Annotated in this window: 27 protein-coding genes and 1 tRNA gene; 11 read left to right on the top strand and 17 right to left on the bottom strand. The window is 69.7% G+C overall.

Annotated elements, in window-relative coordinates; translation table 11 throughout:
* Positions 1-99: 99 nt before the first annotated feature.
* Together OIC96_RS05140 and OIC96_RS05135 are read left to right on the top strand one after the other, a co-directional pair.
* Positions 100-1,542, top strand: a complete 1,443-nt coding sequence (locus OIC96_RS05140; RefSeq protein WP_406502299.1) for a hypothetical protein — start codon at positions 100-102, stop codon at positions 1,540-1,542.
* A gap of 241 nt (positions 1,543-1,783) precedes the next feature.
* Positions 1,784-2,551 (top strand): NPP1 family protein, encoded by a 768-nt coding sequence (locus OIC96_RS05135; protein ID WP_330309061.1) that lies wholly within the window; start codon positions 1,784-1,786, stop codon positions 2,549-2,551.
* A 63-nt stretch (positions 2,552-2,614) separates the two neighbouring features.
* Here the strand turns inward: OIC96_RS05135 and OIC96_RS05130 are convergent, their stop codons facing one another.
* Positions 2,615-3,502 carry an SDR family NAD(P)-dependent oxidoreductase gene (locus OIC96_RS05130; RefSeq protein WP_330309062.1) on the bottom strand — a complete coding sequence of 296 codons (888 nt, stop codon included), beginning with the start codon at positions 3,500-3,502 and terminating at the stop codon, positions 2,615-2,617.
* A gap of 71 nt (positions 3,503-3,573) precedes the next feature.
* On the opposite strand from OIC96_RS05130, the gene OIC96_RS05125 reads away from it, so the two are divergent.
* Positions 3,574-4,497 carry a LysR family transcriptional regulator gene (locus tag OIC96_RS05125; protein WP_330309063.1) on the top strand — a complete coding sequence of 308 codons (924 nt, stop codon included), beginning with the start codon at positions 3,574-3,576 and terminating at the stop codon, positions 4,495-4,497.
* Between the two features lie 107 nt (positions 4,498-4,604).
* Positions 4,605-4,678: transfer RNA gene (locus tag OIC96_RS05120), tRNA-Pro, on the top strand.
* Between the two features lie 54 nt (positions 4,679-4,732).
* Here OIC96_RS05120 and OIC96_RS05115 read toward each other — a convergent pair.
* The 6 genes from OIC96_RS05115 to OIC96_RS05090 form a co-directional block, all read right to left on the bottom strand.
* Positions 4,733-6,586, bottom strand: a complete 1,854-nt coding sequence (locus OIC96_RS05115) for an RICIN domain-containing protein (protein WP_330309064.1) — start codon at positions 6,584-6,586, stop codon at positions 4,733-4,735.
* An 82-nt stretch (positions 6,587-6,668) separates the two neighbouring features.
* Entirely contained in the window at positions 6,669-8,405 is a 1,737-nt protein-coding gene (locus OIC96_RS05110; protein ID WP_330309065.1) for an amylo-alpha-1,6-glucosidase, read from the bottom strand.
* Positions 8,406-8,459: 54 nt separating this feature from the next.
* Positions 8,460-9,281: a carbohydrate ABC transporter permease gene (locus OIC96_RS05105; protein WP_330309066.1), complete on the bottom strand. Its 822-nt coding sequence runs from the start codon at positions 9,279-9,281 to the stop codon at positions 8,460-8,462.
* Positions 9,278-10,246 carry a carbohydrate ABC transporter permease gene (locus OIC96_RS05100; RefSeq protein ID WP_330309067.1) on the bottom strand — a complete coding sequence of 323 codons (969 nt, stop codon included), beginning with the start codon at positions 10,244-10,246 and terminating at the stop codon, positions 9,278-9,280. Before OIC96_RS05100 ends, OIC96_RS05105 begins: the two co-directional genes overlap by 4 nt.
* Positions 10,247-10,266: 20 nt before the next feature.
* Entirely contained in the window at positions 10,267-11,514 is a 1,248-nt protein-coding gene (locus tag OIC96_RS05095; RefSeq protein WP_330309068.1) for a sugar ABC transporter substrate-binding protein, read from the bottom strand.
* 186 nt (positions 11,515-11,700) lie between these two features.
* Positions 11,701-12,738 (bottom strand): LacI family DNA-binding transcriptional regulator, encoded by a 1,038-nt coding sequence (locus OIC96_RS05090; RefSeq protein WP_330309069.1) that lies wholly within the window; start codon positions 12,736-12,738, stop codon positions 11,701-11,703.
* A 463-nt stretch (positions 12,739-13,201) separates the two neighbouring features.
* On the opposite strand from OIC96_RS05090, the gene OIC96_RS05085 reads away from it, so the two are divergent.
* The 3 genes from OIC96_RS05085 to OIC96_RS05075 all read left to right on the top strand — a co-directional run bounded on the left by OIC96_RS05085 (position 13,202) and on the right by OIC96_RS05075 (position 15,948).
* Entirely contained in the window at positions 13,202-14,035 is an 834-nt protein-coding gene (locus OIC96_RS05085; protein WP_330309070.1) for an alpha/beta fold hydrolase, read from the top strand.
* A 198-nt stretch (positions 14,036-14,233) separates the two neighbouring features.
* The gene (locus OIC96_RS05080; RefSeq protein ID WP_330309071.1) at positions 14,234-15,319 is read left to right on the top strand and encodes an S-(hydroxymethyl)mycothiol dehydrogenase; all 1,086 of its coding nucleotides are present in this window, start codon (positions 14,234-14,236) and stop codon (positions 15,317-15,319) included.
* Complete coding sequence (locus OIC96_RS05075) at positions 15,319-15,948, top strand: MBL fold metallo-hydrolase (RefSeq protein WP_330309072.1); 630 nt, start codon at positions 15,319-15,321, stop codon at positions 15,946-15,948. Before OIC96_RS05080 ends, OIC96_RS05075 begins: the two co-directional genes overlap by 1 nt.
* 90 nt (positions 15,949-16,038) lie before the next feature.
* Here the strand turns inward: OIC96_RS05075 and OIC96_RS05070 are convergent, their stop codons facing one another.
* From OIC96_RS05070 to OIC96_RS05055, 4 genes are all read right to left on the bottom strand, one after another.
* On the bottom strand, positions 16,039-16,482 hold the full coding sequence (locus tag OIC96_RS05070) for a hypothetical protein (RefSeq protein WP_330309073.1): 444 nt from the start codon (positions 16,480-16,482) through the stop codon (positions 16,039-16,041).
* Entirely contained in the window at positions 16,479-17,102 is a 624-nt protein-coding gene (locus tag OIC96_RS05065; RefSeq protein ID WP_330309074.1) for a hypothetical protein, read from the bottom strand. Before OIC96_RS05065 ends, OIC96_RS05070 begins: the two co-directional genes overlap by 4 nt.
* Positions 17,103-17,444: 342 nt before the next feature.
* Positions 17,445-17,609 carry a hydrophobic protein gene (locus OIC96_RS05060; RefSeq protein ID WP_330309075.1) on the bottom strand — a complete coding sequence of 55 codons (165 nt, stop codon included), beginning with the start codon at positions 17,607-17,609 and terminating at the stop codon, positions 17,445-17,447.
* Positions 17,610-17,726: 117 nt separating this feature from the next.
* Positions 17,727-17,942 carry a hypothetical protein gene (locus OIC96_RS05055; RefSeq protein WP_330309076.1) on the bottom strand — a complete coding sequence of 72 codons (216 nt, stop codon included), beginning with the start codon at positions 17,940-17,942 and terminating at the stop codon, positions 17,727-17,729.
* A 388-nt stretch (positions 17,943-18,330) separates the two neighbouring features.
* Between OIC96_RS05055 and OIC96_RS05050 the strand changes: the two genes are divergently transcribed.
* From OIC96_RS05050 to OIC96_RS05035, 4 genes are all read left to right on the top strand, one after another.
* The gene (locus OIC96_RS05050) at positions 18,331-18,609 is read left to right on the top strand and encodes a hypothetical protein (RefSeq protein ID WP_330309077.1); all 279 of its coding nucleotides are present in this window, start codon (positions 18,331-18,333) and stop codon (positions 18,607-18,609) included.
* 83 nt (positions 18,610-18,692) lie between these two features.
* The gene (locus OIC96_RS05045; protein WP_330309078.1) at positions 18,693-19,097 is read left to right on the top strand and encodes an ANTAR domain-containing protein; all 405 of its coding nucleotides are present in this window, start codon (positions 18,693-18,695) and stop codon (positions 19,095-19,097) included.
* A gap of 12 nt (positions 19,098-19,109) precedes the next feature.
* Complete coding sequence (locus tag OIC96_RS05040) at positions 19,110-19,493, top strand: ANTAR domain-containing protein (protein ID WP_330309079.1); 384 nt, start codon at positions 19,110-19,112, stop codon at positions 19,491-19,493.
* A 44-nt stretch (positions 19,494-19,537) separates the two neighbouring features.
* Positions 19,538-19,825, top strand: coding sequence for a hypothetical protein (locus OIC96_RS05035; protein WP_330309080.1), 288 nt, complete (start codon positions 19,538-19,540; stop codon positions 19,823-19,825).
* 200 nt (positions 19,826-20,025) lie between these two features.
* Here the strand turns inward: OIC96_RS05035 and OIC96_RS05030 are convergent, their stop codons facing one another.
* The 6 genes from OIC96_RS05030 to OIC96_RS05005 all read right to left on the bottom strand — a co-directional run bounded on the left by OIC96_RS05030 (position 20,026) and on the right by OIC96_RS05005 (position 24,748).
* Positions 20,026-20,196 (bottom strand): hypothetical protein, encoded by a 171-nt coding sequence (locus tag OIC96_RS05030; RefSeq protein WP_330309081.1) that lies wholly within the window; start codon positions 20,194-20,196, stop codon positions 20,026-20,028.
* A gap of 33 nt (positions 20,197-20,229) precedes the next feature.
* Positions 20,230-20,586 (bottom strand): PRC-barrel domain-containing protein, encoded by a 357-nt coding sequence (locus OIC96_RS05025; RefSeq protein WP_330309082.1) that lies wholly within the window; start codon positions 20,584-20,586, stop codon positions 20,230-20,232.
* Between the two features lie 223 nt (positions 20,587-20,809).
* Complete coding sequence (locus OIC96_RS05020; protein ID WP_330309083.1) at positions 20,810-21,904, bottom strand: fatty acid desaturase family protein; 1,095 nt, start codon at positions 21,902-21,904, stop codon at positions 20,810-20,812.
* 19 nt (positions 21,905-21,923) lie between these two features.
* Complete coding sequence (locus OIC96_RS05015; protein ID WP_330310384.1) at positions 21,924-22,976, bottom strand: ferredoxin reductase; 1,053 nt, start codon at positions 22,974-22,976, stop codon at positions 21,924-21,926.
* A gap of 582 nt (positions 22,977-23,558) precedes the next feature.
* A complete protein-coding gene (locus OIC96_RS05010) occupies positions 23,559-24,266 on the bottom strand; it encodes a hypothetical protein (protein ID WP_330309084.1) in 708 nt (235 codons plus the stop codon).
* A 56-nt stretch (positions 24,267-24,322) separates the two neighbouring features.
* A complete protein-coding gene (locus OIC96_RS05005; protein WP_330309085.1) occupies positions 24,323-24,748 on the bottom strand; it encodes an STAS domain-containing protein in 426 nt (141 codons plus the stop codon).
* Positions 24,749-25,216: the final 468 nt, after the last annotated feature.

Here is a 25,216-nt window from a genome sequence, read left to right as displayed (position 1 = left end):
ACGTGAAGCGGAACTTCACAGGTTCATGACACGCTCGCCACTGGTTACCCGCTGGTAATCCATAGCCACCCCCCACCCCCCTCAGGACTGATCTTGCGTATCCGCAAGCGGCCCTTGCGCGCCGTCATGCCCGCGCTCGCCGCAACCGCCCTCTTTCTCGCCGCCGGTTGCTCCGCAGACCCCGGAACACACTCCTCCTCCGGCGCCGAACGCGCCCGGAACGCCGACGCCTCCGCCGCCGCGACCGCGGACGCCGGCCAGTCGCTCGCCGTCGCCGCCGCCCCCGAGGCGGCAGCCACCTCGACCGCCGTCGCGCGGCCGGGCGCGGCGGGCGGCAAGGCCCGTAAGGCCGCGCTGAAGGTCTCGTCGTACGACAGTCGCACCCGACGGGCCGTCATATCCCCTGTCAGTAAGGGGACTTCATCCCAGCCCCCGTCCCAGTCCCCGTCCCCGTCCGCCGCCAGTACGGCGAAGCCGCACGGCACCGCCGTCGGCGACGTCATCGCCAGCGCCCCCGCGCCCGGCGCCCCGGACGGACTTCTCGCCAAGGTCACCAAGGTGATCGGCGAGAGCGGTGACGGCACCGAGGTCCAGACCGCGCCGACGACCCTGGACACGCTCCTCGGTGACGACGACGCGAAGGGCTCCGTCCCCGTCGACCCCTCGTCCTTCGACGTGGAGCGGCTGCTGCCCGATGTGAAGGTCTCCTGGGCGAAGACGGGAGACATCCACTCCGGACCCGAGGGCACGAAGGTCCCGCTCGGCAGCCTGCGGATCGATGTCGGCGCGAAGGTCGGCACCGCCGAGGGGGCACCCGCCTCCGCGACGGCGTCCGTGTCCGGCTTCGTGCAGGTCGCACCCGAGGTCGACTTCTCCTACGGCGGTGACGCGGCCGACTCCGGGCCGGGGGCCGCCTACCTCGGTCTCTCCGGCGACTGGACCTCGCAGTGGGCGGTCAAGGGCCGCGCCGCCGCCTCCGCCCAGCCGGTGCGGCTGCCGTTCGCGAAGCTGCACGCCGACCCGGTGCTCCAGGTCGGCCCGATTCCCGTCGTGGTGAACCTCGATCTGACCTGCTACTTCCAGATCAGCGCCGACGGAAGCGTCACCGTCGACATCGAGCAGGATCTCAAGGGTGACTTCAAGGCCGGCGGCACCTTCGGCCAGGCCAAGGGCTGGTCGCCGGTCAACGAGTCGCACATGTCGAGCACGCCGGTCCGCACCTCGGTCACCACGGCCGGAAGCGTGAAGGCGTCCCTCGGCGCGGAGGCCACCGTCGGTCTGTACGGCACGGTCGGTGTCACCGCAGACCTGGCCCCGTATCTGCGCGGTGAGGCCGCGGGCTCGGCCGACGCCACGTCCGCGTCCGGCTCCACGGCGAAGACCGGGGCCGGCGCGACAGGTTCCTGGGCCGTCTACGGCGGAGTCGACCTGACCGGCACCCTGCGCATCCAGCTGTCCATCTTCGGCACACCCGTCCTCGAACACGGCATTCCCCTGGGCACATTGCACCGGGAGTGGAAGCTGGCAGACGGCAAGGTGTAGCCGTACGAGCAGGCCCTTCCGTGTCCGGTGGCAACCAGGCCACCGGACACGGGAGTTGAGCGACGAGCGCGCGTCCTGGGCGCCCAACGGGCGGTGCCGCTCACCTCATTGGTTGATCCTTCATCACTAGGACACCTCCAGACACTGGCGTTTTCCGCACCGCCCCGGAAAGCTGAGCTGGGCATGCCAACGCGACCCTGGTCTGCCCCGCCCCCACACCGCGGTCGATCAGGAGGACGCAGTGAAGAAAAGCTCGCGGATCCGCAAGGTCTCACTCATACTCGGCAGCGCCGTCGCGCTGGTCGTCGCCTTCCCCGGCAGCGCCCTCGCCGACCCGCCGAAGGCCTTGCCCGCGAACGCGGACGGACTGGAGCAGACGTTCCAGCCGGCCTACGACTACGACACGGACGGCTGCTACCCGACCCCCGCCATCGGCCCCGACGGCACCATCAACGGCGGCCTCAAGCCCTCCGGGGCCCTGAACGGCCAGTGCCACGACTCCTGGGACCTCGACAACACGAACGGCTACTCGCGCGAGAAGTGCAACAACGGCTGGTGCGCCATCATGTACGGCCTGTACTTCGAGAAGGACCAGGCTGTGGCCGGCAGCGGCCTCGGCGGACACCGCAACGACTGGGAACACGTCGTGGTGTGGGTGCAGGACAACGAGGCCAAGTACGTGTCCACTTCGGCCCACGGCAACTTCAACATCTACGGCCGTGACCAGATCCGCTGGGACGGCACACACCCCAAGGTCGTCTACCACAAGGACGGCATCAGCACGCACTGCTTCCGCCCGGCCAACTCCAACGACGAACCGCCGGAGAACGACTACCACACCTGGCAGTTCCCCAGCCTGGTCGGCTGGGACGGCTACCCCGCGGGTCTGCGCGACAAGCTGAGCGCCTACGACTTCGGCAGTGCCGTCTTCGGACTCAAGGACGGCAACTTCAACTACCACCTGGAGAAGGCCAAGCCGGCCGGAATCGCGTTCGACCCCAACGCCTGATCGGCGGGTACGGGGTGGGTGGCGCGTGCGTCGCCGCCCACCCCGACCGACCGGCACTCCTGATCACTCGGCGAGGAGTCGTTCTTGGTGGCCAGGCGGCCGTCCCTCCTGCCAGGGCACGACCTCCCCGAAGCGCACGAGTTCCCCGTACGCCGTCGCGTCGGCCTTCTCGGAGAGCAGCAGGTCGAGTACGGCCACCGCGGCCCGCCCCGGGGTCTGCGCCTGGCTGAAGTCGGGGAACCACGGCCGGGACAGCGGTGTGTCCACGAGCCCGGGGCAGACCGCCGCGACCAGGGTGTTCCGGTCCAGGTCGGTGGCCCGGCGCTCGGCGGCGACCGCCCGCACCGCGGCGACCTGGGCCACCTTGGAGGGCACGTTGATCCAGTGGGGCCAGCCGAGTTCCTCCGAGGTGCCGGCACGGACGGCCGCGCGCCAGGACTCGACCGCCTCCTCGACCTCGTCGAGCGAGGCGCCGTCGAACAGGTGGTGGAAGCGAGGATCCAGGTGGCCGAGCGTGCCCAGGGAGCTGGCCACGACGATCAGCCGTCCACCGGGACGCAGCACCGGGCCGAACGAGCGCAGCACCGCGTGCGCGCCCCCGTTGGCGACGTCGATGAACTCGTCCGCCTGCTCGGCCTGCGACCGGTCCGGGGTGAGCAGGGCGCTCGCGTTGGAGACCACGATGTCCACCCCGCCGTACCGGGTGCGGAGTTCGGTGGCGAGCCGGTCCACGGCCGGCGCGTCGGTGACATCGAGCACCCGGCCCTCCACCCGGCTCCTGGTGCCGGGGGCCTTGGCGACGAGCGAGACGGCATCCGAGACGCGCTGGGTGTCGCGCCCGGTGAGCAGGACCAGGTCGTCGGGCTCCATCCGGGCGGCGAGCCCCTCGACGAGAGCGAATCCCAGCCCCTGGTTGGCGCCGGTGACGAGAGCGATACGTGCAACTGTCATGCCCACCACGCTAGGAACACCTGTGCCATGCGTCCAACGAAAGTTGCTCACGTCTGGTATGCGTAAACGTCATGGACTTCACGGATGTCTCTCTCGTCGGGCTCCGCGTCTTCCGCGAGGTGGCCGAGCGGTCCACGCTCACCTCGGCGGCCGCGGCGCTCGGCTACACCCAGTCCGCGGTGTCCCGGCAGATCGCCTCGCTCGAACGGGCGGCGGGGGCGCCGCTGTTGGAACGGCGCCGGGACGGGGTACGGCTGACCGCCGCCGGGCACATCGTGCTGCGCCGGGCCGTGACGGTGCTCGACCAGATCGACGCGACGGCGCGCGAACTCGCCGGGCTGCCCGCCGAGGCCGGGACCGTGCGCCTGGGCTGGTTCGCCAGCGCGGGCTCCGTGCTGCTGCCCCGGGCCATCGCCGCGCTGCGCCGCAGCCACCCCGCGATCACGGTGAGCACCCGGGAGGGCAGCACCCCCGCCCTGGTCCGCGCGCTGCGGGCCGGCACCCTGGACCTGGCGCTGCTCGCCTCGATGCCGCCGTTCCGCCCCTTCGACACGGAGTCGCCACCGCTCACCGTGCGGACGCTCAGTGAACGCAGCCTCCGTCTTGCGGTGCCCGCCACGCATCCGCTCGCCGCCGGCGACTCAGTCGACGTCGCCGACCTGCGCGGACAGCGCTGGATCGCCGGTTCCTCCTCGGGCGACGAGAAGCTGATGGGCGTCTGGCCCGGCCTGGACGAGCGCCCCGTGATCGCGCACACCGCCCGTGACTGGCTGGCCAAGCTGCACCTCGTCGCCGCGGGCTGCGGCCTGACCACCGTTCCCGCCTCGCTCGCCCCCGCCGCACCACCCGGCGTACGGATCCTGTCCGTGCACGGCGGCCCCGAGGAGCGGCGCCGCCTGGTGCTGGCCCGTCTCCCGCGCCCCCTGCCGGAACCGGCCGCCCGCCTGGCCGACGCGCTCCGCGCCGCCGCCGCCGAATGGAACACTCCGGCCTGACGATGTCCCCGCGCACCAGGGACGATGACCGCCCGTGCACGGCCATCCACCCATGTGCGGTAGGGTTTACCTGCACGATCACGCGGGCGACCGCGAGTGAAACGCATCGGGACGTGGCGCAGCTTGGTAGCGCACTTGACTGGGGGTCAAGGGGTCGCAGGTTCAAATCCTGTCGTCCCGACGGTGCGAAGGGCCCCCGCAGGCGAGAGCCTGCGGGGGCCCTTTCCGTTGTCCGTCAGGCCTTGCCGAGCAGGCGCCAGATCTGGTTCTTCTTGGTGCCGAGCACGCTCGCGGCATCGCAGGTCCATTGGTGGACCTTCGCGCCGGCCGTGGTCGAGACGTCGCTGACGTCGACGCACTTGCCGCTGTGGACCGCGGTCAGCTGGTAGTCGTGGCTGTTGCCGAGCGCGGTGACAGGGGTGAGGGTGAACTGCTGGTTGGTGGCGCCGTTGCAGGTGTACTGGATGACGGCGGCGCCGTCGGCGGTGGACGCGCCCGAGACGTCCAGGCACTTGCCGCTGAGCTCGTCGACCACGGCGTACGTGTTGCTCTTGCCGCTCACCGGCTTGAGGTCGAGCATCTGCTGGTAGCCGCCCTCGCAGTAGTACTGCTGATACTGCGTGCCGTTGGCGGTACTGACGTTGGTGTCGTCCAGGCACTGGCCGCTGTTCTGGCTCACGGCCACCGTGGAGACGGTGGTGTTGGACGGCGGCAGCAGGGTGACGGTGTAGCCGTCCTTCGCGCTCGTCCAGGGAAGGCTCACCGAGGCGGCGTTGCCGCTCACCGTCAACGTGGTGTCGGAGACGGTCTCCGGGCCGGTGACAGCGCCTCCGCTGTTGTAGGGGATGCGCTGTACGACGGCCCGGACCTGGCCGCTCTCCACCACCGATGTGGTGTTCAGGCCGGTGAGGTTGACGGTGACGGTCCCGGTGTTGCCGCTGCTGCCGAGCAGCACCTTGGCGTTGCCCGCGGAGTTGTCCTTGGTGGCCAGGCCGTCGGTGCCGGTACCCGGGGTGAGCTTGACGATGTTGCCGGTCTGGGAACCGTAGTAGCGGTACATGAACCACTCGCCGAGCGGCAGGTACTGGCCCGCGCTGTTCTTGGTGAGCAGATTGGCCTCGTTGTCGTGCAGCGCGGTGCCCGAGGCCCAGTTGCCGCGCAGGCCGTCGGCGCCGGCCCGTTCCAGCCGGCCGATGAACCAGGCGCCGCCGCCCGGGGACTGCATGGACAAAGTGGCGTACTCGTTGATCTGGTAGGCCCGGGTGTTGGTCAGACCCGCGGCGGAGAGGGTGGAGTTGGCGCGGCCGACATCGGTGGCGGGGTCGCCCGGTTCGTCGTGCCAGCTGTAGATGTCGGGGGCGACGTTGTTCGCCTTGACGTAGGTCAGGTATGTCGTCCACCAGCTGTTGGAGGAGTTCGGCTGGCCGGCGATGCTGGGGCCGACGATGAGCTGGGAGGGGAAGGCGGTACGCACCTTGGCGTAGAAGCGCGACCACATCTCCAGGTACTGCGTCTGCGACGCGCCCCAGAAGCCGCTTCCGTCGGGCTCGTTCCACAGATCCCACTGGACGGTCATGTTGTTGGCCTTGACGTCGCTGATGAGCTGGGTGACGAAGGCGTCGAACTGCGTCCAGTCACCGTTGTCGCCGGGCCAGCCCTGGCTGGTGGTGCCGTCCGCGCCCCAGAGGTCGTGCGGCAGCAGGACGAAGGTGCCGCCGAGGGCCGCGGTGCGCTGGTACTGGGCCAGGGTGGAGGCCCATCGGGTCTGGTAGTCGGCCAGGCTGGTGGCGTAGCCGCCGCTGTTGAGCTGGGCGCCTCCCGCCCGCATGAAGTGCCACTTGATGTCTTTGAAGAAGTGGTCCTGGGGCAGCGAGCCGTCCGGAGTCATCCCGTAGATCATGCCCGAGGCGTGGTACGTCGGGGCGCCTCCGGCGGTGGAGAAGTCGACGGTGACACTGGTGTCGGCAGCCTGCGAGGGAGTGGTCGGCAGCAGGGTCCCGGCCAGTGCGGCCAGCAGGACGGAGACGGCTGAGACCGCTCGGCGTCCGGGTCGGGTTCTGCGGCGGGGAAGTGGGCGTGGCGCGTGCATGTGCGGCTCCCGATGAGGTGGGGTGGGCCGGGTCCGTGCTCGTACGGGCCCGGGCTGTGGGGAACGCGGCCGGCCGGTTCGGTCAGTGGTCACCGCCGCGTACGTGCGCTTCGGCCAGCAGGAGATAGCTGCTGGCGGTCCAGGTGTAGGCGCGGTCGCGCAGGCCCGTGCCGGTCAGGGCGTCGAAGTTCTCGGCGAAGCCATGTGTTTCGCACAGGGCGCGGAAGCGTGCGCTGATGTCGTCCGCCAGCCGGTGGTGGCCGGCGCGGCGCAGGCCGTCCTCGATGAGGACGGTGGCGGGCGCCCAGATCGGCCCGCGCCAGTAGCCGTCGGCGAGGTAGTGCGGTGAGGTGGGCAGTTCGGTGGCGAGGCCGTACGGGGTCAGATGGGTCTCGATGCGGTCGGCCAGCACGCCGGCGATGTCCTCCGGCAGGTGCTCGCCCAGCGCGATGGGCATCAGGTCGAGCAGGCTGGAACTGCTCCAGGTGTTCTCGTCGCCGACTCCCCGGGCGACGAACCGGTCGCCGGTCCAGAGCCGGTCGAGCAGGGTGGCCTGGGTCGCGTCGGCGGTGCGCGTCCAGCGGAGGACGTCGTCCGTACGCCCCAACTCGGCTGCCAGGTCGGCGAGTTCCCTCAGCTGGAGGATGAGGAAGGACGCCAGGTCGGCGGTGACGACCACTCGCTCGGGGTCGAAGGTCGTGGCGTTGTCCCAGCCGCTGTCGTTGCCGTGCTGGTAGTGGGGCAGGGCGGCACCGGGCGCGCACCGCATGGTGAGCCAGAAGTCCGTCCAGCGCTCCAACCTGTCGTACGCCACGGCCAGTTCCGCCTGACGGAGAGGCTCGGGCAGGCGCCCGCGCAGGCGGCGCAGGGCCCAGCCGTGGATGGGTGGTTTGACGAAGTTGTGAAGGACCTCGGAGTGGGTGACCGAGTCGGGCAGCGCCCCGCCCCCGTCCTGGTGGTCGAAGGGCAACGCGAACTGGTCCCAGGCCAGCTCCGGACAACCAGGCGCCAGAGCAAGGGCGTTGAAGCAGTGGTCCCAGCTCCAGACCTTGTCCATCCAGTGCTTCGACATCAGCACCGCGGGCCGGGTGACCAGGCCCGCCGGGCGTACGGTCGCGGACCACACCACATACGCGGCGAGTTCGGCGGCCGGAGTGGCCGACGAGCGCCAGGGCGCGACCGCGTCGACGAAGTCGGCGAAGGAGTTCCGCGCGGCCTCCGCGACCTTGCCGAACGCCGCGGACGGGACATAGGGGCGACGTCCGGTCTCGTACTCCTCGACGGCGATCTCCCAGACTCCGCCGTCTTCGGCGGTGACCGTGACACCGCGGTCCCCGGTGCCCAGCGCCTGGGCACCGGTCACGTCGGACACGGTCCCGGACAGCACGGTGATCCCGTAACGGCGCCCGGTCTCGTACGAGGTGAACACGTACCCGCCGCTGACGGGCTCGGGGAAGAAGTACGTGCCGCTGAACGGTGTCAGAGCCTGTGCCGCGGCGGCCACGCGCAGGCCGATCCCGGTGCCGCGCAGGCGCACGGTGTCCGGCGACTCGTAGGCGAGGTCGATGCGTCCGCCCGGGTGGATCCAGCTGAGCAGGCCGGGGGTCGCCTCCACGCGGGCGGCGGCCCGGTCGCCGGTCGCGGTGTCCAGCGGGACCAGACGCAGCACGGCGTGCATGCCGTTCTGGTGGGAGACCAGATGGAGGTCCTCCGCGTATGTCTGCTCCGCCACCACGGGGGAGATGCCGAACCAGGATCCGTGCGTGCTGAACGGGATGTCGTGGACGGAGAAGGCCGGGCCGGGTGAGGCGGCGGTCATGAAGTGTGACTCGTTTCTTCAACGGGGGGCGCACAGCGGAAAGGTGACGGAGTGTCAGTCCTTCACGGCTCCGGCGGTCACGCCGGCGGCGACGTAGCGCTGGGCGAGGACGAGGATGATCGCGGCCGGCAGCGAGGCCACGACGGCGGTGGCCATGATGGCGTTCCACTGCTGGTTGTTGTTGCCGATGTAGTGGTAGATGCCGAGGGTGATCGGCTCGTGGGCGCCACCGTTGACGAGCGTGCCGGCGAAGACGAAGTCGGACCAGGACCACAGGAACGCGAACAGGGACACCGTGACGACCGCGTTGCGGCTCATCGGCAGGACGATCGACCGGAAGGTACGCCACGGGCCGGCGCCGTCGGTCTTCGCGGCCTGGAGCAGTTCGCCGGGGATGCCGGACATGAACGCGGTGAAGATGAGCACGCCGAAGGGGACGGCGAGCGTGGAGTCGGCGACGATCAGGCCGGGCACGGACTGCAGCAGGCCGAGGCTCAGATAGATGGCGTAGAAGCCCATCGCCATGATGATTCCGGGGATCATCTGGGCGGCCAGGAGGACGAAGTTCAAGATGCCGCCGCCGCGTGGCCGCAGCTTGGCCAGCGCGTATCCGGCGGGTGCGGACAGGGCCACGGTCAGGGCGACGGTGCCGAGGCCGATGACGAGGCTGGTACCGAGATACGGCAACTGCTGGTCCACGACGGCCCGATAGCCCTCCAAGGTGCCGTGGACCGGGAACAGGTCCGGCGGCGACTTGCGCATGTCCTGGTCGCGGGTGAAGGACACGTTGAGCATCCAGTAGACCGGGAAGAGCATGATCGCGGTCAGCAGGACGCCGAGGACCGCCTTCCAGCCCGTACGGCTGTGCCGGTTCATGAGGACGCCTGCTTTCTCTGGGCCCGCACATGGACCAGGCCGAACATCAGGGCGGCGACGACGAGCAGGTTTCCGACGGCCGCGCCGGGGCCGAAGGCGGGGAGCAGGTTGCCGAAGCCGAGTTGGTAGGACCAGGTGGCGAAGGTGGTGGACGAGTCCGCGGGACCGCCCTTGGTCATGATCCAGATGATGTCGAAGACCTTGAGCGTGTAGACCAGGCCCAGCAGCAGAGTGATCGCGGAGACCGGGCGCAGCAGGGGGAAGGTGATGCGCCAGAACCGCTGCCAGGCGTTCGCGCCGTCGAGGGCGGCGGCCTCGTACAGGCTGGCGGGGATCGACTGCAGACCGCTGTAGAGGACCACCAGGTTGAAGGGGACACCGATCCAGATATTCGCGATGATCACCGATGCCAGCGACCAGGACGGTGAGGTCAGCCAGTTCACCGGGCCGATACCGACCGCGTGCAGGGCGGCGTTGACGACACCGGAGTCGCTGTTGAGCATCCACGACCAGGTGGAGGCCGACACGATCAGCGGCAGCAGCCAGGGCACCAGGAACAGGGCGCGCAAGGTCGCCGACAGCCGGAAGTGCTGGTTGAAGAAGACCGCGAGGGCCAGACCGATGGCGTACTGGAAGAGCAGGCACACGGCCGTGAACACCACGGTGTGGAGCAGCGCCGGGGCGAACGTGGGGTCGTCGAAGACGGTCAGGTAGTTCTTGAGGCCCGTGAACGGCGCGTTGCCCTGGACGAAGGAGCGCACCGTGTAGTCGCGCAGGCTCAGGTCGATGTTGCGGTAGAGCGGATAGGCGTAGAAGAGGGCGAGATAGACGGTCACCGGGGCGAGGAACCCCCAGGCGGCCCACTGCTGGGAAGCGGGACGGCGTCGCGGCCGGGGTGGCGGTGCCGTGTCGGCCGCACCGCTGTGGTGGCGTACGGCCCGGCGGGCTTCGGTCGTCGGGCTCATCAACGGGCCTCGGCTACCGGTCACTTGACCGCGGACTGGGCCGCGGTAAGCGCGTCCCCCGGCGACTTGGAGCCGCTGAGGGCGGACTGCATCGCCTTCCACAACTGCTCGGAAATCTTGGGGTACTTGGTGCCCAGGTCGTCACTGGTACGCCCCTTGGCGGCCTTGACCGCGTCGACCCACGGCTTCAACTGGGCGTCGGCCGATACCTGCTTGTCCTGGACCTCGCCGGTGGGCGCCACGTAGGAGAGGGTGGTGTCGGTGTCGTACAGGTTCTTGGTGCTGGTGAGGCAGGTCGCCAGCTTCTGCGAGGTGGTGTAACGGCCGGTGGAGCCCTGGACCGGGAGGGTGACGAACTCGCCGCCCGTCGGGGCCGCGGCGTTGCCTCCCGAGGCGCCGGGGACGGGGATGACGCCGTAGTCGAAGCCCGCCTTGGCGGCGTTCGCGAGCTGCCAGGTGCCGTTCTCGCTGAACGCGTAGTCGCCGGTCGCGAACTCCTGCCAACTGGTCGTCTGGGTGTTGTTGAGCACGGAGTTCGGGGCGTAGCCCTTGGCCAGCCAGCCCTTCCACAGCGACAGCGCGGAGACGGCCTGGTCCGAGTCGAGAGCGGTGAGCTTCGCGCCCGAGCCCCAGAACCACGGCAGGAACTGGAAGCTGCCCTCCTCCGTCCCGATCGCGGAGAACGTGATGCCCTTCTTGCCGGCCTTCTTGACCTTCGCCAGTGCCGCGGTGAGTGACGTCCAGTCCTTGACCGAGGTGACGTCCACCCCGGCCGCCTTCAGTACCTTCTTGTTGTAGTAGAGGGCGAGCGTGTTGGCGCCGATCGGCGTGCCGTACGTCTTGCCGCCCGACTGGCCGGCCGCGAGGAGGTTGGGGTCCACGGCCGAGGTGTCCAGCTTGCTGTCGTCGGTCGTGGTGAGCACGCCGGCCTCGGCCAGGGTCGACACCACCGGGTTGTCGACGATGAGGAGGTCGGGGGAGTTGTCCTGCTGCGCCGCGAGCAGCGCCTTGTTCGGCAGGTCGCTGGTGTCGAAGGCGGTCCGCTTGATCTTCACGCCTGCCTGGGTGCCGCAGGCGTCCAGCAGCTTCGCCCAGGCCGAGCTCTTGTCGAACTGGGGATACGGGTCCCAGATCGTGTAAGTGCCGCTGTTCGAGGACGAGTTGGAGGTGCTGCCCGAGCCGGAGGAGCAGGCGGTCGCGGTGGTGGCGACGGCGACGACGGCCACGGCTGCGGCGGTGAGACGGCGTCGTCTTGAGGAGCTGTTCATGGCGGGTCCCTCTTGGTTCTGGGCACAGCTGTGCCGTAGGAGAGGCGATGGGGGTGATCCGGGCATGCCGAGGGCCCCGATGGGCGGTTCGGCGGCCGGTGTTGGGGAGGCGCCGGGGACGGGGTGTCCGTCTTCCGTGGCCGGGCGGTCGTTCCGGGGAGGAGCGGGGAAGGCCGGGGAGAGGCGTCAGACGGTCGTGTCGGCGGCGCGCGGAGCGACGCCGGCGGGCCCGGTGCTGGCCCGCAAGGAGATCGGTGGCGCGAGAAGGTGGTGCCGACCGGGCGCGTCGGGATGGTCGAGCCGCTCGACCAGCAGGTCGACGGCGCGGCGGCCCATCTCCTCGGCGGGTACGTCCGCCGCCGTGAGCTGCGGGGTCACTGTCTCCGCCCACCGGCTGGCCACCACGCCGGTCACGGAGAAGTCGCGTGGCACATGGCGGCCGGCCTGGGCCAGCCCTCGGTAGAGGCCGCCGAGCGCGGCCTCGTTCAGTGTGACCAGGGCTGTGGTGGCCGGATCGTCGTACAGGATCCGCTCCACGCAGGCCTGGCCCGAAGAGGCGTCGTCCCCGCAGCAGTACGTCCGGACGGTCAGCCCGCGCTCGGCGGCGGCTTTGGTGAATCCGTCCAGACCCCGGTGGGCCGACTCGTACCCGGCCCGCAGCAGCTGCTCGGGCCGGTTGACGAAGGCGACCCGGCGATGGCCCAGGTCAGCGAGGTGATGGACGCACGCCTCCACCAGCGCGGTGTGGTCCAGGCCGACCCACCAGCCGTCCTCCGGATGCGCGGTGCGGCCGATGGCGACGGAGGGGAAGCCCAGCGAGGTGAGGTGGTCCACCCGGTCGTCCTCCAGCCGGATCTCCATCAGGATCGCGCCGTCGACCCGGCGTTCTCCCAGCAGCCGCTGGAACGAGCGGTCGCTGTCCACGCCGCTGGGCGAGAGCAGCACGTCGTAGTCGTAGGCCGCGGCGGCCTCCACGACACTGCCGATGAAGTCGAGCTGCATGCCGGTGTAGTGGTTCCCGGCAGGCGGGAAGACGAGACCGATGGTGCTGGTCCGGCCGTTGGCCAGGGCACGCGCGCTGGCGTTGGGCCGGTAGCCCAGTTCGTCGATGACCTGCTGGATCTTCCGGCGGGTGTCGTCCGACACGGGGCGCTTGCCGCTCAGTGCGTAGGACACGGTGCTCCGCGAGACACCGGCCCGCTGGGCGATCTCTCCGATGTTCACGGGGGCTCCTAGCTCGGACCGGTTCGATGAGCCCCGGGAGGGCGTCATCGCCGGTCGCAGGATACGGGGGACGGCGGGCGGGTCACGATGGCGACCCGTTGTCGAACCGGTTCGCGTGAAGGGAAGGTAGGAGCAACGCGAACGACGTGTCAACGCCTTGCGCGGTACTTTCCGCAATGACGTGGAAACCGGCAGGTAAGGCGGCCGTGCGGAGCCGGGGGATCTGGGCCGTGCGTATTGCTGGCCGGTTTCCCCGGTGCTAGCTTCGTCGAACCGGTTCGATGTGGTGGGTCGGTGTGCGGGCGTTGGCGCAACGTCGGCACCCGCCACCCCGATGGGTGCCCGGACAGGCGGAGAGTTCAATGGGTGGTCGTGGCGCCGACGGCTTTTCGACTGCCGCCCGGGCCGACGCCGGCTTGATCACCGCGTTGAGCCGGAACCACGACCGAGAGGGACAACACCTGTGAGCGAGTGGCAGCTGACCCGGACATTCCGCAGCACCTCGGGTGACGTTCGCTGGGACGGCCTCGGACAACTCGGCCAGGATCCGGTGGTCCTTCTGCACGGCACACCGTTCTCTTCCTATGTGTGGCGCGCCGTCGCCCGCTCACTCGCCCGCCGGCACCAGGTGTTCGTGTGGGACATGCCCGGTTACGGAGCATCGGAGAAGTACGCCGGGCAGGACGTCTCCCTGGCCGCCCAGGGCAAGGTCTTCACCGAACTCCTGGCCCATTGGGGCCTGGACGAGCCATTGGTGGTCGCCCACGACTTCGGCGGTGCCGTCTCCTTGCGGGCGCATCTGCTGCACGGCGCCCACTACCGCGCACTCGCTCTGGTAGACCCCGTCGCACTGGCGCCCTGGGGGTCTCCGTTCTTCCGGCTCGTCGGCGAGCACTCCGAGGTGTTCGAGCAGCTGCCATCCGCGCTGCACCGCGCCCTGGTGCGCGAGTACATCAGCTCGGCCAGCAGCCCGGGCCTGCACCCCGCGGTGCTCGACGGACTCGTCCGGCCCTGGCTCGGCGACGTCGGCCAGGCGGCCTTCTACCGGCAGATCGCTCAGGCCGACCAGCTCTACACGGACGAGATTCAGGACCGGTACGGCGAGATCGGCATCCCCACGCTGGTGTGCTGGGGGCAGGACGACACCTGGATTCCCGCGGAGAAGGGACGGGAGCTCGTCGCCCGCATCCCGGGCGCGCGACTTGAGCCGATCAGCGGCGCGGGCCACCTGGTCCAAGAGGACGCGCCCGCCGAGCTCACCGCCGCTCTCATCGCCTTCCTCCAGCAGTCCCTCTGAAGGGTCCTGTCGCGGCGCTTGGCCGTACGGCGGGGTAGCCGCGCCCGCGGTGAGGAGAACCGCCCTGTGCGGTCGGCGTTCTCCGTGCCGAATCCTTGACCGCCGCCCGCCCCTCCACGATGCTGTGTTGCGGCACATGAGATGCGTGCCGTAATGAGCAACGTTCGACTCAGGTCTCGTACCAGCCGAGGAGTGGCCATGACTCACCAGGTCCGTGCTGTCGTCGCGCGGGGGAAGGGTGCCCCCGTCAGCCTGGAAACGATCATCGTGCCCGACCCCGGACCGGGCGAGGCGCTCGTGAAGATCGAGGCCTGCGGGGTCTGCCACACCGATCTGCACTATCGCGAGGGCGGTATCAACGACGACTTCCCGTTCCTGCTGGGTCATGAGGCCGCGGGTGTCGTGGAGTCGGTGGGGGAGGGCGTCACCGATGTCGCCCCCGGCGATTTCGTCATCCTCAACTGGCGTGCCGTGTGCGGGCAGTGCCGGGCCTGTCAGCGCGGACGGCCGCAGTACTGCTTCAACACCCACAACGCGAAGCAGAAGATGACCTTGCTCGACGGCACCGAGCTGTCCCCGGCCCTGGGAATCGGCGCGTTCGCGGAGAAGACGCTGGTGGCGGCGGGGCAGTGCACCAAGGTCGACCGTGCGGCATCGGCGGCCGCCGCCGGACTGCTGGGCTGCGGAGTGATGGCGGGCATCGGCGCGGCCATCAACACCGGCAACGTCGGACGCGGTGACACCGTGGCGGTCATCGGCTGCGGCGGGGTCGGCGACGCGGCGATCGCCGGTGCCCGGCTCGCGGGCGCGGCGAAGATCATCGCCGTTGACATCGACGAGCGGAAGCTCGACACCGCGAAGAAGATCGGCGCGACCCACACCGTCAACTCCAAGCACGGCGATCCCATCGAGGCCGTACGCGAGCTGACCGGCGGCTTCGGCGCCGACGTGGTGATCGAGGCGGTCGGCCGCCCCGAGACGTACAAGCAGGCCTTCTACGCCCGCGACCTGGCGGGCACCGTCGTCCTCGTCGGCGTGCCGACCCCGGAGATGAAGCTCGAACTGCCGCTGCTGGACGTCTTCGGGCGGGGCGGCGCACTGAAGTCGTCCTGGTACGGCGACTGCCTGCCCTCCCGCGACTTCCCGATGCTCATCGACCTGTACCTCCAGGGCCGACTGGACCTCGACGCGTTCGTCACGGAGACCATCGCGCTGGAGGATGTCGAGAAGGCCTTCGAGCGGATGCACGGCGGAGATGTGCTGCGCTCGGTGGTGGTGTTCTGATGACCGCGCGCATCGAGCATCTGGTCACCTCGGGGACGTTCTCCCTGGACGGCGGTACCTGGGACGTCGACAACAACGTCTGGATCGTCGGCGACGACACCGAGGCCGTCGTCATCGACGCCGCGCATGACGCCGCGGCGATCGCCGAAGCCCTCGGCGGACGTGCGCTGCGGGCCATCGTGTGCACCCACGCCCACAACGACCACATCGACGCGGCCCCCGAACTCGCCGACCGTACCGGCGCTCCGATCCTGCTCCACGGCGACGACCTGCCGCTGTGGAAGCAGACCCACCCGGAGCGGTCACCCGACGGCGAACTGGCCGACGGGCAGGTCGTCACGGTGGCCGGTGTCGAGCTGACCGTGCTGCACACCCCCGGGCACGCCCCCGGCGCGGTGTGCCTGTACGCGCCGGGCCTGAAGGCACTCTTCAGCGGTGACACGCTCTTCGCGGGCGGACCGGGGGCGACGGGAAGGTCGTACAGCCATTTCCCGACCATCGTCGACTCGATCCGGGTCCGGCTGCTGACGCTGCCGGGCGACACGGTCGTGCACACCGGCCACGGGGACACGACCACCGTCGACGCCGAGGCCCCGCATCTTCAGGAGTGGATCGACCGCGGGTTCTGACCGCTGCCGACCGTGCGGCGGCCTCGTCTCAGCACTCGATGGCGTTGACGGCGAGGCCGCCGCGCGAGGTCTCCTTGTCCTTCGCTCTCGCTATACGCGGCCTGCAGGCGCAGCCATGTGCAGCAGCCGTTCGGTGATCTCCCGGTACTGCTTGAGCGCGAGCCGTAGTTCCTCGGTCTGCGCATGGGTGTCCGGGTTGTGCCAGCCTGTGCGCAGGACGCGCCGGCGTTCTGCGAGGGTGTGGGTGAACTGGGTGGCGGCCTCGCCGAAGACGGCGTCGGCTTCTTCCACCGCCTGGCGCGGGCTGTCGACGAAGGTGCTGAGAACCTGCTGGAGGCGCAGGGTGAGCTTGTCCCGGTCGCCCTGCGGGATCAGGTCCGGGCCGAGTTCGCGATCGGGGCTGTCGGCGCTGGTGCCGGGCTCACGCGGTGCGTGAGCGGGTTCGGTGCGGGGTGCCTGCGGAGCGCGCTGCATCGCGGGATCCGGGGCCCCGGGCTGGGGGTGCGGTGCGTGTTCGGCGTTGTGCGACATCATGTGCTGCTTCCCTTCGCGTGGCGTCGGGTCAGTGCCCACGGCGCATGGCCCTGGTCGTCGCGGGACGACGCGTCGCGCCGGTCCGGGTCGGCCGGCTGTTCGCCGACCAGCGCCTCGAAGAGGCTTCGGGCTTCGACCATGGCCTCCCGCATTTCCTCGGTGCCGCTCTGGTCGCGGGCCGCTGCGTGCATGGCGCGGTAGCCCTGGACATAGTGGGCGTGGTGGACGGAGAGAGCGGCGATCTGTTCGTCGAACTGCTCGCCGTCGGGGAAGCCGCGGTCCCCTGCCAGGCGCGCCAGCAGCGCGTCCGCCTCGGTGACGGCCTTCTGCGGTGATTCGACGAACTGCTCCTGGACGGAGGCCCATTGCGTCACGTAGTGCTCGCGGACCTCGGGCGACAACGGCAGCTCCGTGAGGAAGCCGTGCTCCTTCAAGCGCTCGCCGAGTTCCCGCTCGGCAGCCTTGGTGTCGCCGTCGTGGTCGGCGACGGCACGGTCGTACTCGGGGCCGAAGCGCCGCTTCAGCCCGTGCCCGCCACCGCCCCGCACTCGTCCACGTCCGAGGTAGAGGAGGGCGGCCAGAGCGATGACGATCACAGCGATGATCACGACGGTGAACATGGCCGCCTTCTTTGACTCTCGGTTCGCACGTTGGTCTGCTTCATTGCCGTCAATTCCTGTCGGCTCATTGAGCGTTGAGGTCTGCCGGGTGGTGTCCACACGGTGTGGGAACGGCCCGGGGCACCTTCTGTCACAGCCTGGAGCCGCCCTTGGCGTTGTCGCCGGTTGCGGGTGGTCCGGCCGATGCGTTCGGTGACCAGGCCCTTGATGCCTGCGTCTTGTGCTTGATCGTCCGTCCGGCACTCATGGTCGGCGCCTCCTACTGGTGTGCCGAGTGGGCTCCCGCGTGTGATCGCCGTACAGGCCGCTGTTCCCGCGGGCGGGATCGAGCCTCGGAGCGGACTACCTGCGGCTGTACCGGCGCCTGCCACCGCCGCGCCCGCGCATCGCGAAGCCGGCGATCCAGACGATCAGCAGGACGGCGGCGACCCACCAAAGGACCTGCAGGGTGAAGCCGAACCCGAACACCACCAGGATCAGCAGAAGGAGAAGGATCCACAGGATCATTGCCGGGCCTCCAGATCGCGGGAATTTCCTGGTTCCGCGGGGTCCGGGCGAAGCGGGGGAGGTGGAATGCGTCACCCGAGTGATCCGGAGTGGCATAGCCCTACGCCGTGCTGTCAGTCAACGCCGGGCGACTTCCCTTGTCAACGGGGTGTCGACACTGAGGAGTTCTGTGAGCGGGGCAGGGGGCATCGGGGTGAGCGGAGCCTCGGCGGGGGCTTCGACCGGCTCGACCCGCTCGGCCGTCGGCAGGATGCGGTCCTCCCACCAGGACAGGCCCAGCACGGTGGCGAGCAGGACGAAGGGAGTCGAAGCCGGAACGATCAGCGCGTACATGTGTACCGCCTGCGGTGGGATGCGTGCGACGCGGCGGACAGCAGAAGGGTGCCCGCATGGGGCGCATCGATGCTGCGCCAGGATCGAGTGGCGACGGCGGATGCGGGAGCGGCCCGTTGATGACGGGACGGCTTCCGGCACTGATGCGCGAGGAGCGCCCCCGAAGGAGCACGAGAGGTGATCGACACTGCCGGGGGCTCGGGCTGTACCGCGTACGCTAACCGTCGCCGCACTCCCCGGACAGATGCCAAGTGGCCATTTGGTTCCCACCAGTTCCGCCGAAGCCGCGGACATGGTCGCTATCCGTAACCTCTGGGCAGGGCTACGCTGTTCGCACAGGCCCCGGCCCCCGGCAGTGATGTCTTGCTTCGTTCCGGGGAGGCCCGCCGTGTTCGTTCTGCTTCTCATCCTGATCGTGGTTCTGTTCGGCCTCGGTTTTCTCCATCCCCTCTGGTGGGTGGCCGCGGCCGTGATGGTCTTCGGTGCCACCCGCTACGGTCGCGATCGTGGGGGAGGCTGGATCCGTGGTGACGGTTCCGATTTCGGGGCGTACCGGGACTACGAGAACCGCTCGGACCGTCAGGACCGCTGGGACCGTCGCTACAGCCGTCAGTACCGGGCGCGCTGGAGGCGCGAGGACCGTCGGGACCGCGAACACCGCGGGTGACCGATGAACCGGCCTGGCATCGAGAGGTTCCGGGGCGGCTTCAGCCGCGCCGGACGCGCGGAAATCATGGAGAGGTAGATGCCATGCATCGCACAGCCATGCTTCCGAAGGACTGGTGGAATCCGCGGGCCGAGACCTCGGCGGAGGACCCGGCGGGTCAGGATGATGTCGTGGCGCTGCGCGCCGAGATCGATCAGCTGCGGCGGACGCTGGCCGGCCGTGCGGTCGTCGACCAGGCCTGCGGCATGGTGATGATCCTGGCCCCCTGCCGCCGTGAGCCGGCCAAGAACCTGCTGGTGGACATCTCGCGGCAGTGCAACACCAAACTTCCGGACGTGGCAGCGGCTCTGGTCGCCGCCTGGGAGGGGGAGCCGCTCTCGCGGGTGATGCAGCGGGGGCTGCGGCGTGCGCTGCGGCGGCTCTACGGGGAAGACCGAGGGTGTGACTCGCCACCGGTGGATGAGCCGTCCGGAAAGGGAAGGTCATGATTCACGCAGCGGATGTCCGAGAGTGGCCCAACTGCGACATCGTCGATACCTGAGGGCCACAAGATCGGTGCGCTCGCCGGGTTGTCTCAAGGTCGGTTATGTCAGAACGCTGGTGAAGCAGGCTCCTTCGATGCAGCCGGTAAGAGGCAACTCCTCGAACTGCGGGACAGGAATGAGCAGTTGAAGAGAGCGCCGGCACGTCGTGCAGTGATCGACCGGGCGTGCGGCATGGTGATGGCCATGGCGCCGTGTTCCAGCGAGCGGGCGTGGGACCTGCTGGTGGACGTGTCGCAGCACTGCAACGACAAGCTCCGGGACGTGGCCCTTTGCGCAGCCCGCCTCCTGGAACTCGAACACCGGCCTGGGCCCCCTCGCCCCCAAAGCCACGGACAGTAGGGTTGAGGAGGTTTCAACTCTGCTTTCAGGGCTAGTCGTTGGATATGTCCAGACGCTACGGCGGAAACCCCGCGGGGACGGTCATCTCCATCATCGCGGACATCGCGGCACTGATCCTGATCCTGTGGATCGCCCTCTACCTGTTCGACGCCAACACCGCCAACAGTACGGTTTCCTGGGTCCACGACGCGGCGAACTGGCTCTCGGGCTGGTCGCGCAATCTCTTCACCATCCACTCGGACAACTGGCGCACCGTGGTCAACTACGGTCTGCCCGCTGTCGTCTACCTGCTGATCGGTCACGCGGTGGCCGGCCGGGTCAACCAGACCTAGCCCTCTCCGCCGACGCGCAGCCGCGCGCACAGCCTTGGCTGTCCGCAAGGTGCGGGCGTCACCTCCTGCGACACCCTGGGCCTCGGGCTGCTCGTCGCCACGGCACGCAGGGGCCTAGGCGCACAGATGACCGATGGACATCCTCAACCGATGAGACGGCCGCGCCCAGGCAACCGCGTCAGGCGCCCGGTCCGTCGTCGTCAGCGGAGAGGACGCCGCCGAGCGCGCCGGGACAACCGCACGGCGAATACGGAAACATCGGCCACGAGAACCACGATGCCGATGATCAGCAGATAGCCCATACCTTCGGCTGTCGCGCCGATGATTCCCAGAACGACGGCAACGAGGACGAACAGGAGGAAGAACGCCACGACTCGGACACCTCCCTTGGGCCGTGCCGCCGCTCAGCGGCGTGCGAGCTTTCGTTCGCCGCCCGCGCCCGGCTGGTATGTCATGCCGTAGTACTGGAAGATCGCTTCCTCCTGCTCGGCGGGCAGGATGTCGTCCGTGCCGATCGAAGGAGCCTTCCTCACCAGGCTCCTGGTGTAGGAGATCTTTACGTAGTCCGGCCCCAGGAGTGCGTCGTCGAGGGGTACGAAGACCAGGCGTCGGCGAGCCGGCAGCCCGGTCCGTACGGTGATCACGGCTGGTTCGTCGGTGGTGGTGTCCACGTAGACCGCTTCGAGCACGCCGATCTTGTGCCCCTTCGGGTCGACCACGTCATAGGTGCGCCACTCGCGGATGTCGGCTGCCTGGATCATGCGCTGTCCCTCCTGAGCGGGACACCCGTCGATGCGGGCCGCGTCCCTTGGAAGGTCGCGGCCTGGCCGGAACCGCCAGTGCGGCTGTGACAACGACTCCGGCGCAAACACGCCGGAGTCGCCCTTCCGGGCGGCTGCACATGAGAGTGAGCCAACCCACGGTCCATGTTACTGCGGCTGGTGCGGCGCGCACTATTCCGAGCGTCGCATCCACCACGCTCTGCTACGGCTTCCGTGATCCGTCCGGCACCGCGTGCCGAAGGACGCGGCCCCACATGGACGCGTACTGGCGCCACAGCGGCCCGCTCGCGTACGTGATCTCGTGCCGGGCGCAGATCTCGCGCACCCGTGGCGCGAGTTCGGCGTAGCGGTTGCTGGGCAGGTCGGGGAAGACGTGGTGCTCGATCTGGTGGCTCAGGTTGCCGGTGAGTATGTGGAGGAGGGAGCCGCCCTCGATGTTCGCCGAGCCCTGGATCTGGCGCAGGTACCACTGGCTGCGGGTCTCTCCGTCAAGCTGTTCCTCCTCGTAGGAGAAGGTCTGGACGTCGCCCGGGAAGTGGCCGCAGAAGATCACGGTGTGCGCCCAGATGTTGCGAAGCCCGTTCGCGGTGACGTTGCCGGCCAGGCAGGGCAGCGCGGACGGGCCCGCGAGCAGGGGGAAGAGGACGTAGTCCTTGGCCGCCTGGCGCACGGCCTTGCGGGCCAGGCCGGCCAGGTCGCCGAGGAAGGCCCGCACGCTCTTGCGCCCTGACGGCAGGGCGTCGGCCTCCAGGTCGTAGACGGCGATGCCCCACTCGAAGACGGGGGCGAGCAGTGCGGTGTACAGCGGCTGGAGGAGGTGGACCGGATGCCAGGGCTGGTCCGGGCTCATGCGCAGGATCGTGTAGCCGAGATCCCGGTCGAGGCCGACGACGTTGGTGTAGGTGTGGTGCAGGTGGTTGTGAGTGTGCTTCCAGGCGTCGGCGGGGGTGAGGAAGTCCCACTCCCAGGTGGTGGAGTGGATCGCCGGGTCGCCCATCCAGTCCCACTGGCCGTGCAGGATGTTGTGGCCCAGCTCCATGTTCTCCAGGATCTTGGCGATGGTCAGCATCGCGGTGCCCACGAGCCAGGCGGGCGGAAAGAGGGATACGGCGAGGGCGGCGCGGCCGCCGGTCTCCAGGCCGCGCTGGACGGCGATCACCGTACGGATGTAGCGGGCGTCCTCCGCGCCGCGCGCCGCGACGATCTCGGCGCGGATCCGGTCGAGCTCCTCGCCGAGCGGCTCCATGTGATCTTCGAGCGACTCAAAGAGGGTGACTGGTACGGCAGTTGTGGACATCGCAGGCTCCTTGAGGGGCCTAGAGAGCGAGGGCGAGCGGACCTGCCGCAGCATTGACGCAGGTCTGGATCAACTCGCCTGGTTCACCGTGCAGTTCACCGGTCCGCAGATCGCGGACACGGCCGTGGACCAGCGGGACGAGGCAGCCGAAACAGATCCCCCGGCGGCAGCCGTACGGCATCGCCACACCCGCCGCCTCCCCGGTCTCCAGGAGGGGCACGGCCGCGGACGCTTCGACCTCGACGCCGCTGTGCTCGAACCGGACCCGGCCGCCGGTCGTGCCGACGCCCGGCGACAGCACGGGGGCCGGCCGGAAACGCTCCACGCGCAGCCGCTCACCGGCGCCGGCCGCCGCCCAGTGCCGCTCCAGTGCGTCGAGCAGTCCGTCCGGACCGCAGGCCCAGGTCTCCCGGTCGTACCAGTCCGGACAGAGCACGCCCATGTGCTCCGGAACCAGCCGGCCCGCGGTACGGGTGTACCGCGCGTGGACGCTCAGCCAGGGCAACCGTGCTGCCAGCCCGGCCAGTTCGGCACGGAAGAGGAACTCGTCCGGGCCGGGTGCGCAGTGCAGGAGTACGACGTCGGGGGCGGGCCCGGGGAAGCGGCGGCCCGCGAGGGCGCGCAGCATCCCGGCCACCGGGGTGATGCCGCTGCCCGCCGTCACCATCAGCATCCGCGGCGGCAGCGGATCCTCCGGCAGTGTGAACTCGCCCTGCGCGGGGCCGAGTCGGAGCACCGCGCCGGGACGGATCCGGTGCACGAGGTGCGGGGAGACCCGGCCGCCGGGTTCCTCCTTGACCGTGATCGTCAGCGCTCGGCCTGGCGCCTCGGGGGGTGAGGTGATCGAGTACGTACGCCAGTGCCGTACGCCGTCGATCTCCACTCCCACCGGCAGGTACTGCCCGGCCCGGTGCCCCGCCCAGCCGCGGCCGGGACGGATCTCCAGCGTGGCCGCGCCGGCGCACTCCGGCCGCACGGTGACCACCCGGCCCGCGGGATGGCGGGCGGACAGCAGCGGGTCGATCAGGCCGAGGTAGTCGTCCGGGGCCAGGGGACTCACCAGAGGGCTCATGAGAGCACCGGTGATCCGGCCCGCCACCGTCGGCACAAGGCCGCCGCCCCACTCGGCGAGCCTGTCGGCGAGACCGACGAGAGCAGCGAACAATCCGGCCGTCGTACCGGACACGGCCGACGGCGTCGGCGCGCGCAGAACCGGCATGGGAGGGAACCCTTCTCTCACCACAGGGCACACGCGGGGGCCGGGCGCGTCGGGCACGTCATCTCGTAGGGCGCATCACCGCATCACGTACTCGGGACCGCCTCGGTCACGTACGTCGGCCCCTGGGTGGCGGGCCGCGGCCGGCGTCCCGCCAGAGAACCACAACGACACGACGCGCGGCGGACGCGGAACGAGATTTGGCCAACCCACACGCCACTCCCTCCACTCGCGCCGAGCGACGCGGGTGATCCCGCCCGGCGCACGTGGAAGGACTTCGGAAGCAAGGCGTACGAATTCCGCGCCCGTCCGTCGCACCATGGCCGAATCCCGTTTGAGCGCACGCCGTGTCCGTGCACGTGCGGCCCGAATTGTTCCGCCGATGTGGTCCACGTACCGGCTCGCTGCGGCGACTCTGCTTCTTGCGGAGTGACAGCGTCACTGACCACCAGGCGCTGACATGTGCGGCCGTTCGGTGGTCTCCGGGTACTGCCTCAGCGCGAGCCGTAGTTCCTCGGTCTGCTCTGCGGTGTCCGGTTCCTGCCAACTCTCGCGGAGAACGCGCCGCTGTTCCGTCAGGGTGTGCCTCGCCGCGGTTCGTTCGCCGACGGGAAGGACCAGCACCCGGAGCAGTGTGGCGCTGACCGGCTTCCAGATCTCTCCCACGTCACGCCACCCCCCGGAATGGAGCGCGGTGAGGGCGGGGTGATCGGCCTGGTCCACCAGGGTGACGCCGAGTGATGCCTGGTGGTCGGTCAGCAGCCGCTCCTGTAACCGGCGGGCCACGTGCTCGTCCTGCAGGTGCGGGCGGACCAGGATGTCGGTGATCGCGAAGACGCCGCCGGACGCGGTGAGTTGCTCGATGCTGCGCGGTAGTGCCCCGCCGAACCCGAGCCGCCAGAAGCCGTCGCCGCGCACCGGGAATCCGAAAGCGCATCCCACCAGGCCGTCCGTCTCCGCGATCACCATGGCGAACCCCGGCCGCCGGATCTCGGCGGTGAGACGGTTCAGAAACTGCTGGCGGCTGGGACGGCGGTACGCCTCCGGAGGTGACGTCTCGCGGGAGTCCACGTACAGATCCACCACCTTCCCGCTCAGGCCCTGTGCCAGCTGGCGGTTTACCCGGCGTAACCGGACCGCGTCCATGGTGGACGAATCCCCGCCACGGGGCTTTCGTGGCTGCCCTCGCCCCGACCGGGCCGTCACCGCACTTCACCCGAGAGGAGGGAGGTGAGCGGAACAGTCCGGTGCGGCGGGGGTTGGGCGGTCGGGGCTGGGACACCCCCGAGAGGAGGTGACAGATGCCCGAACGGAACGCCGAGGAGCAGGAATCCCGAGCCGGTGGTGTCGAGGATCAGGCGCAGTGCCGGTGACGGGTGGTGCAGTCGCAGGGTTCCGTCGGCCTCGGTGGTCTTCTGCGCGGCGTGGAGGAAGGCGTTGAGGCCGCTGCAGTCGCAGAAGGTGACAGGGGTGAGGTCGACGTCGACGGTGCGGATGCCGTCGCTCAGACACCGCGCCAGTGCCATGTGCACCAGCGGGGCCGATTCCAGGTCGATCTCGCCGGCCAGGGTGATCAGCGCCCGTTGCCTTCGGTCATGGCGGTAGACGGTGAGCTGCGGGAGGGGCATGACGCCTCGGTTCAGAAGACCATTCGGCAGCGGACGTGGCGACGCCGGGTTTCCCGGCCCCCTGGGCGCGCTCCCGGGAGGGGCGTACGTTCGGCGGAGGCGGAGCAACGGCCGGTCCGACAGCCTGTGCGACAGGACAGCGGATCCACCCAGTTCCCTCCAGGGATGCGCCGGGTGACGGACGAAAGATCCGCTTCCCGCAGCCATCTGTGTTGAGCGACGACAAGCCGCCGGGGTCTGGGACGTCCTTACAGCAGCATAGTCCTCAACCGGTCCGACGGACGGCCGGAAGCGGTCCGTGCCTCGTATCCGGGCGACGCCAGGACTGATGCCGCGCGGGCATATCCGGTGCCCTGCACGGTACTTGGGCAGGCAACGCGAAACACGGTGACCGACGGGCGGCGGATTCACTCGCACCATGGGAGCCGTGCGCGACCGTGCCCCGGGCGGGCGCGCGGGCGCGGGGCG

The organism is Streptomyces sp. NBC_00775, from assembly GCF_036347135.1.
GTDB lineage: Bacteria > Actinomycetota > Actinomycetes > Streptomycetales > Streptomycetaceae > Streptomyces > Streptomyces lutosisoli.
The sequence above is the reverse complement of the archived record's forward strand: the minus strand, read 5'-3'. Positions and strand labels throughout refer to the sequence as shown.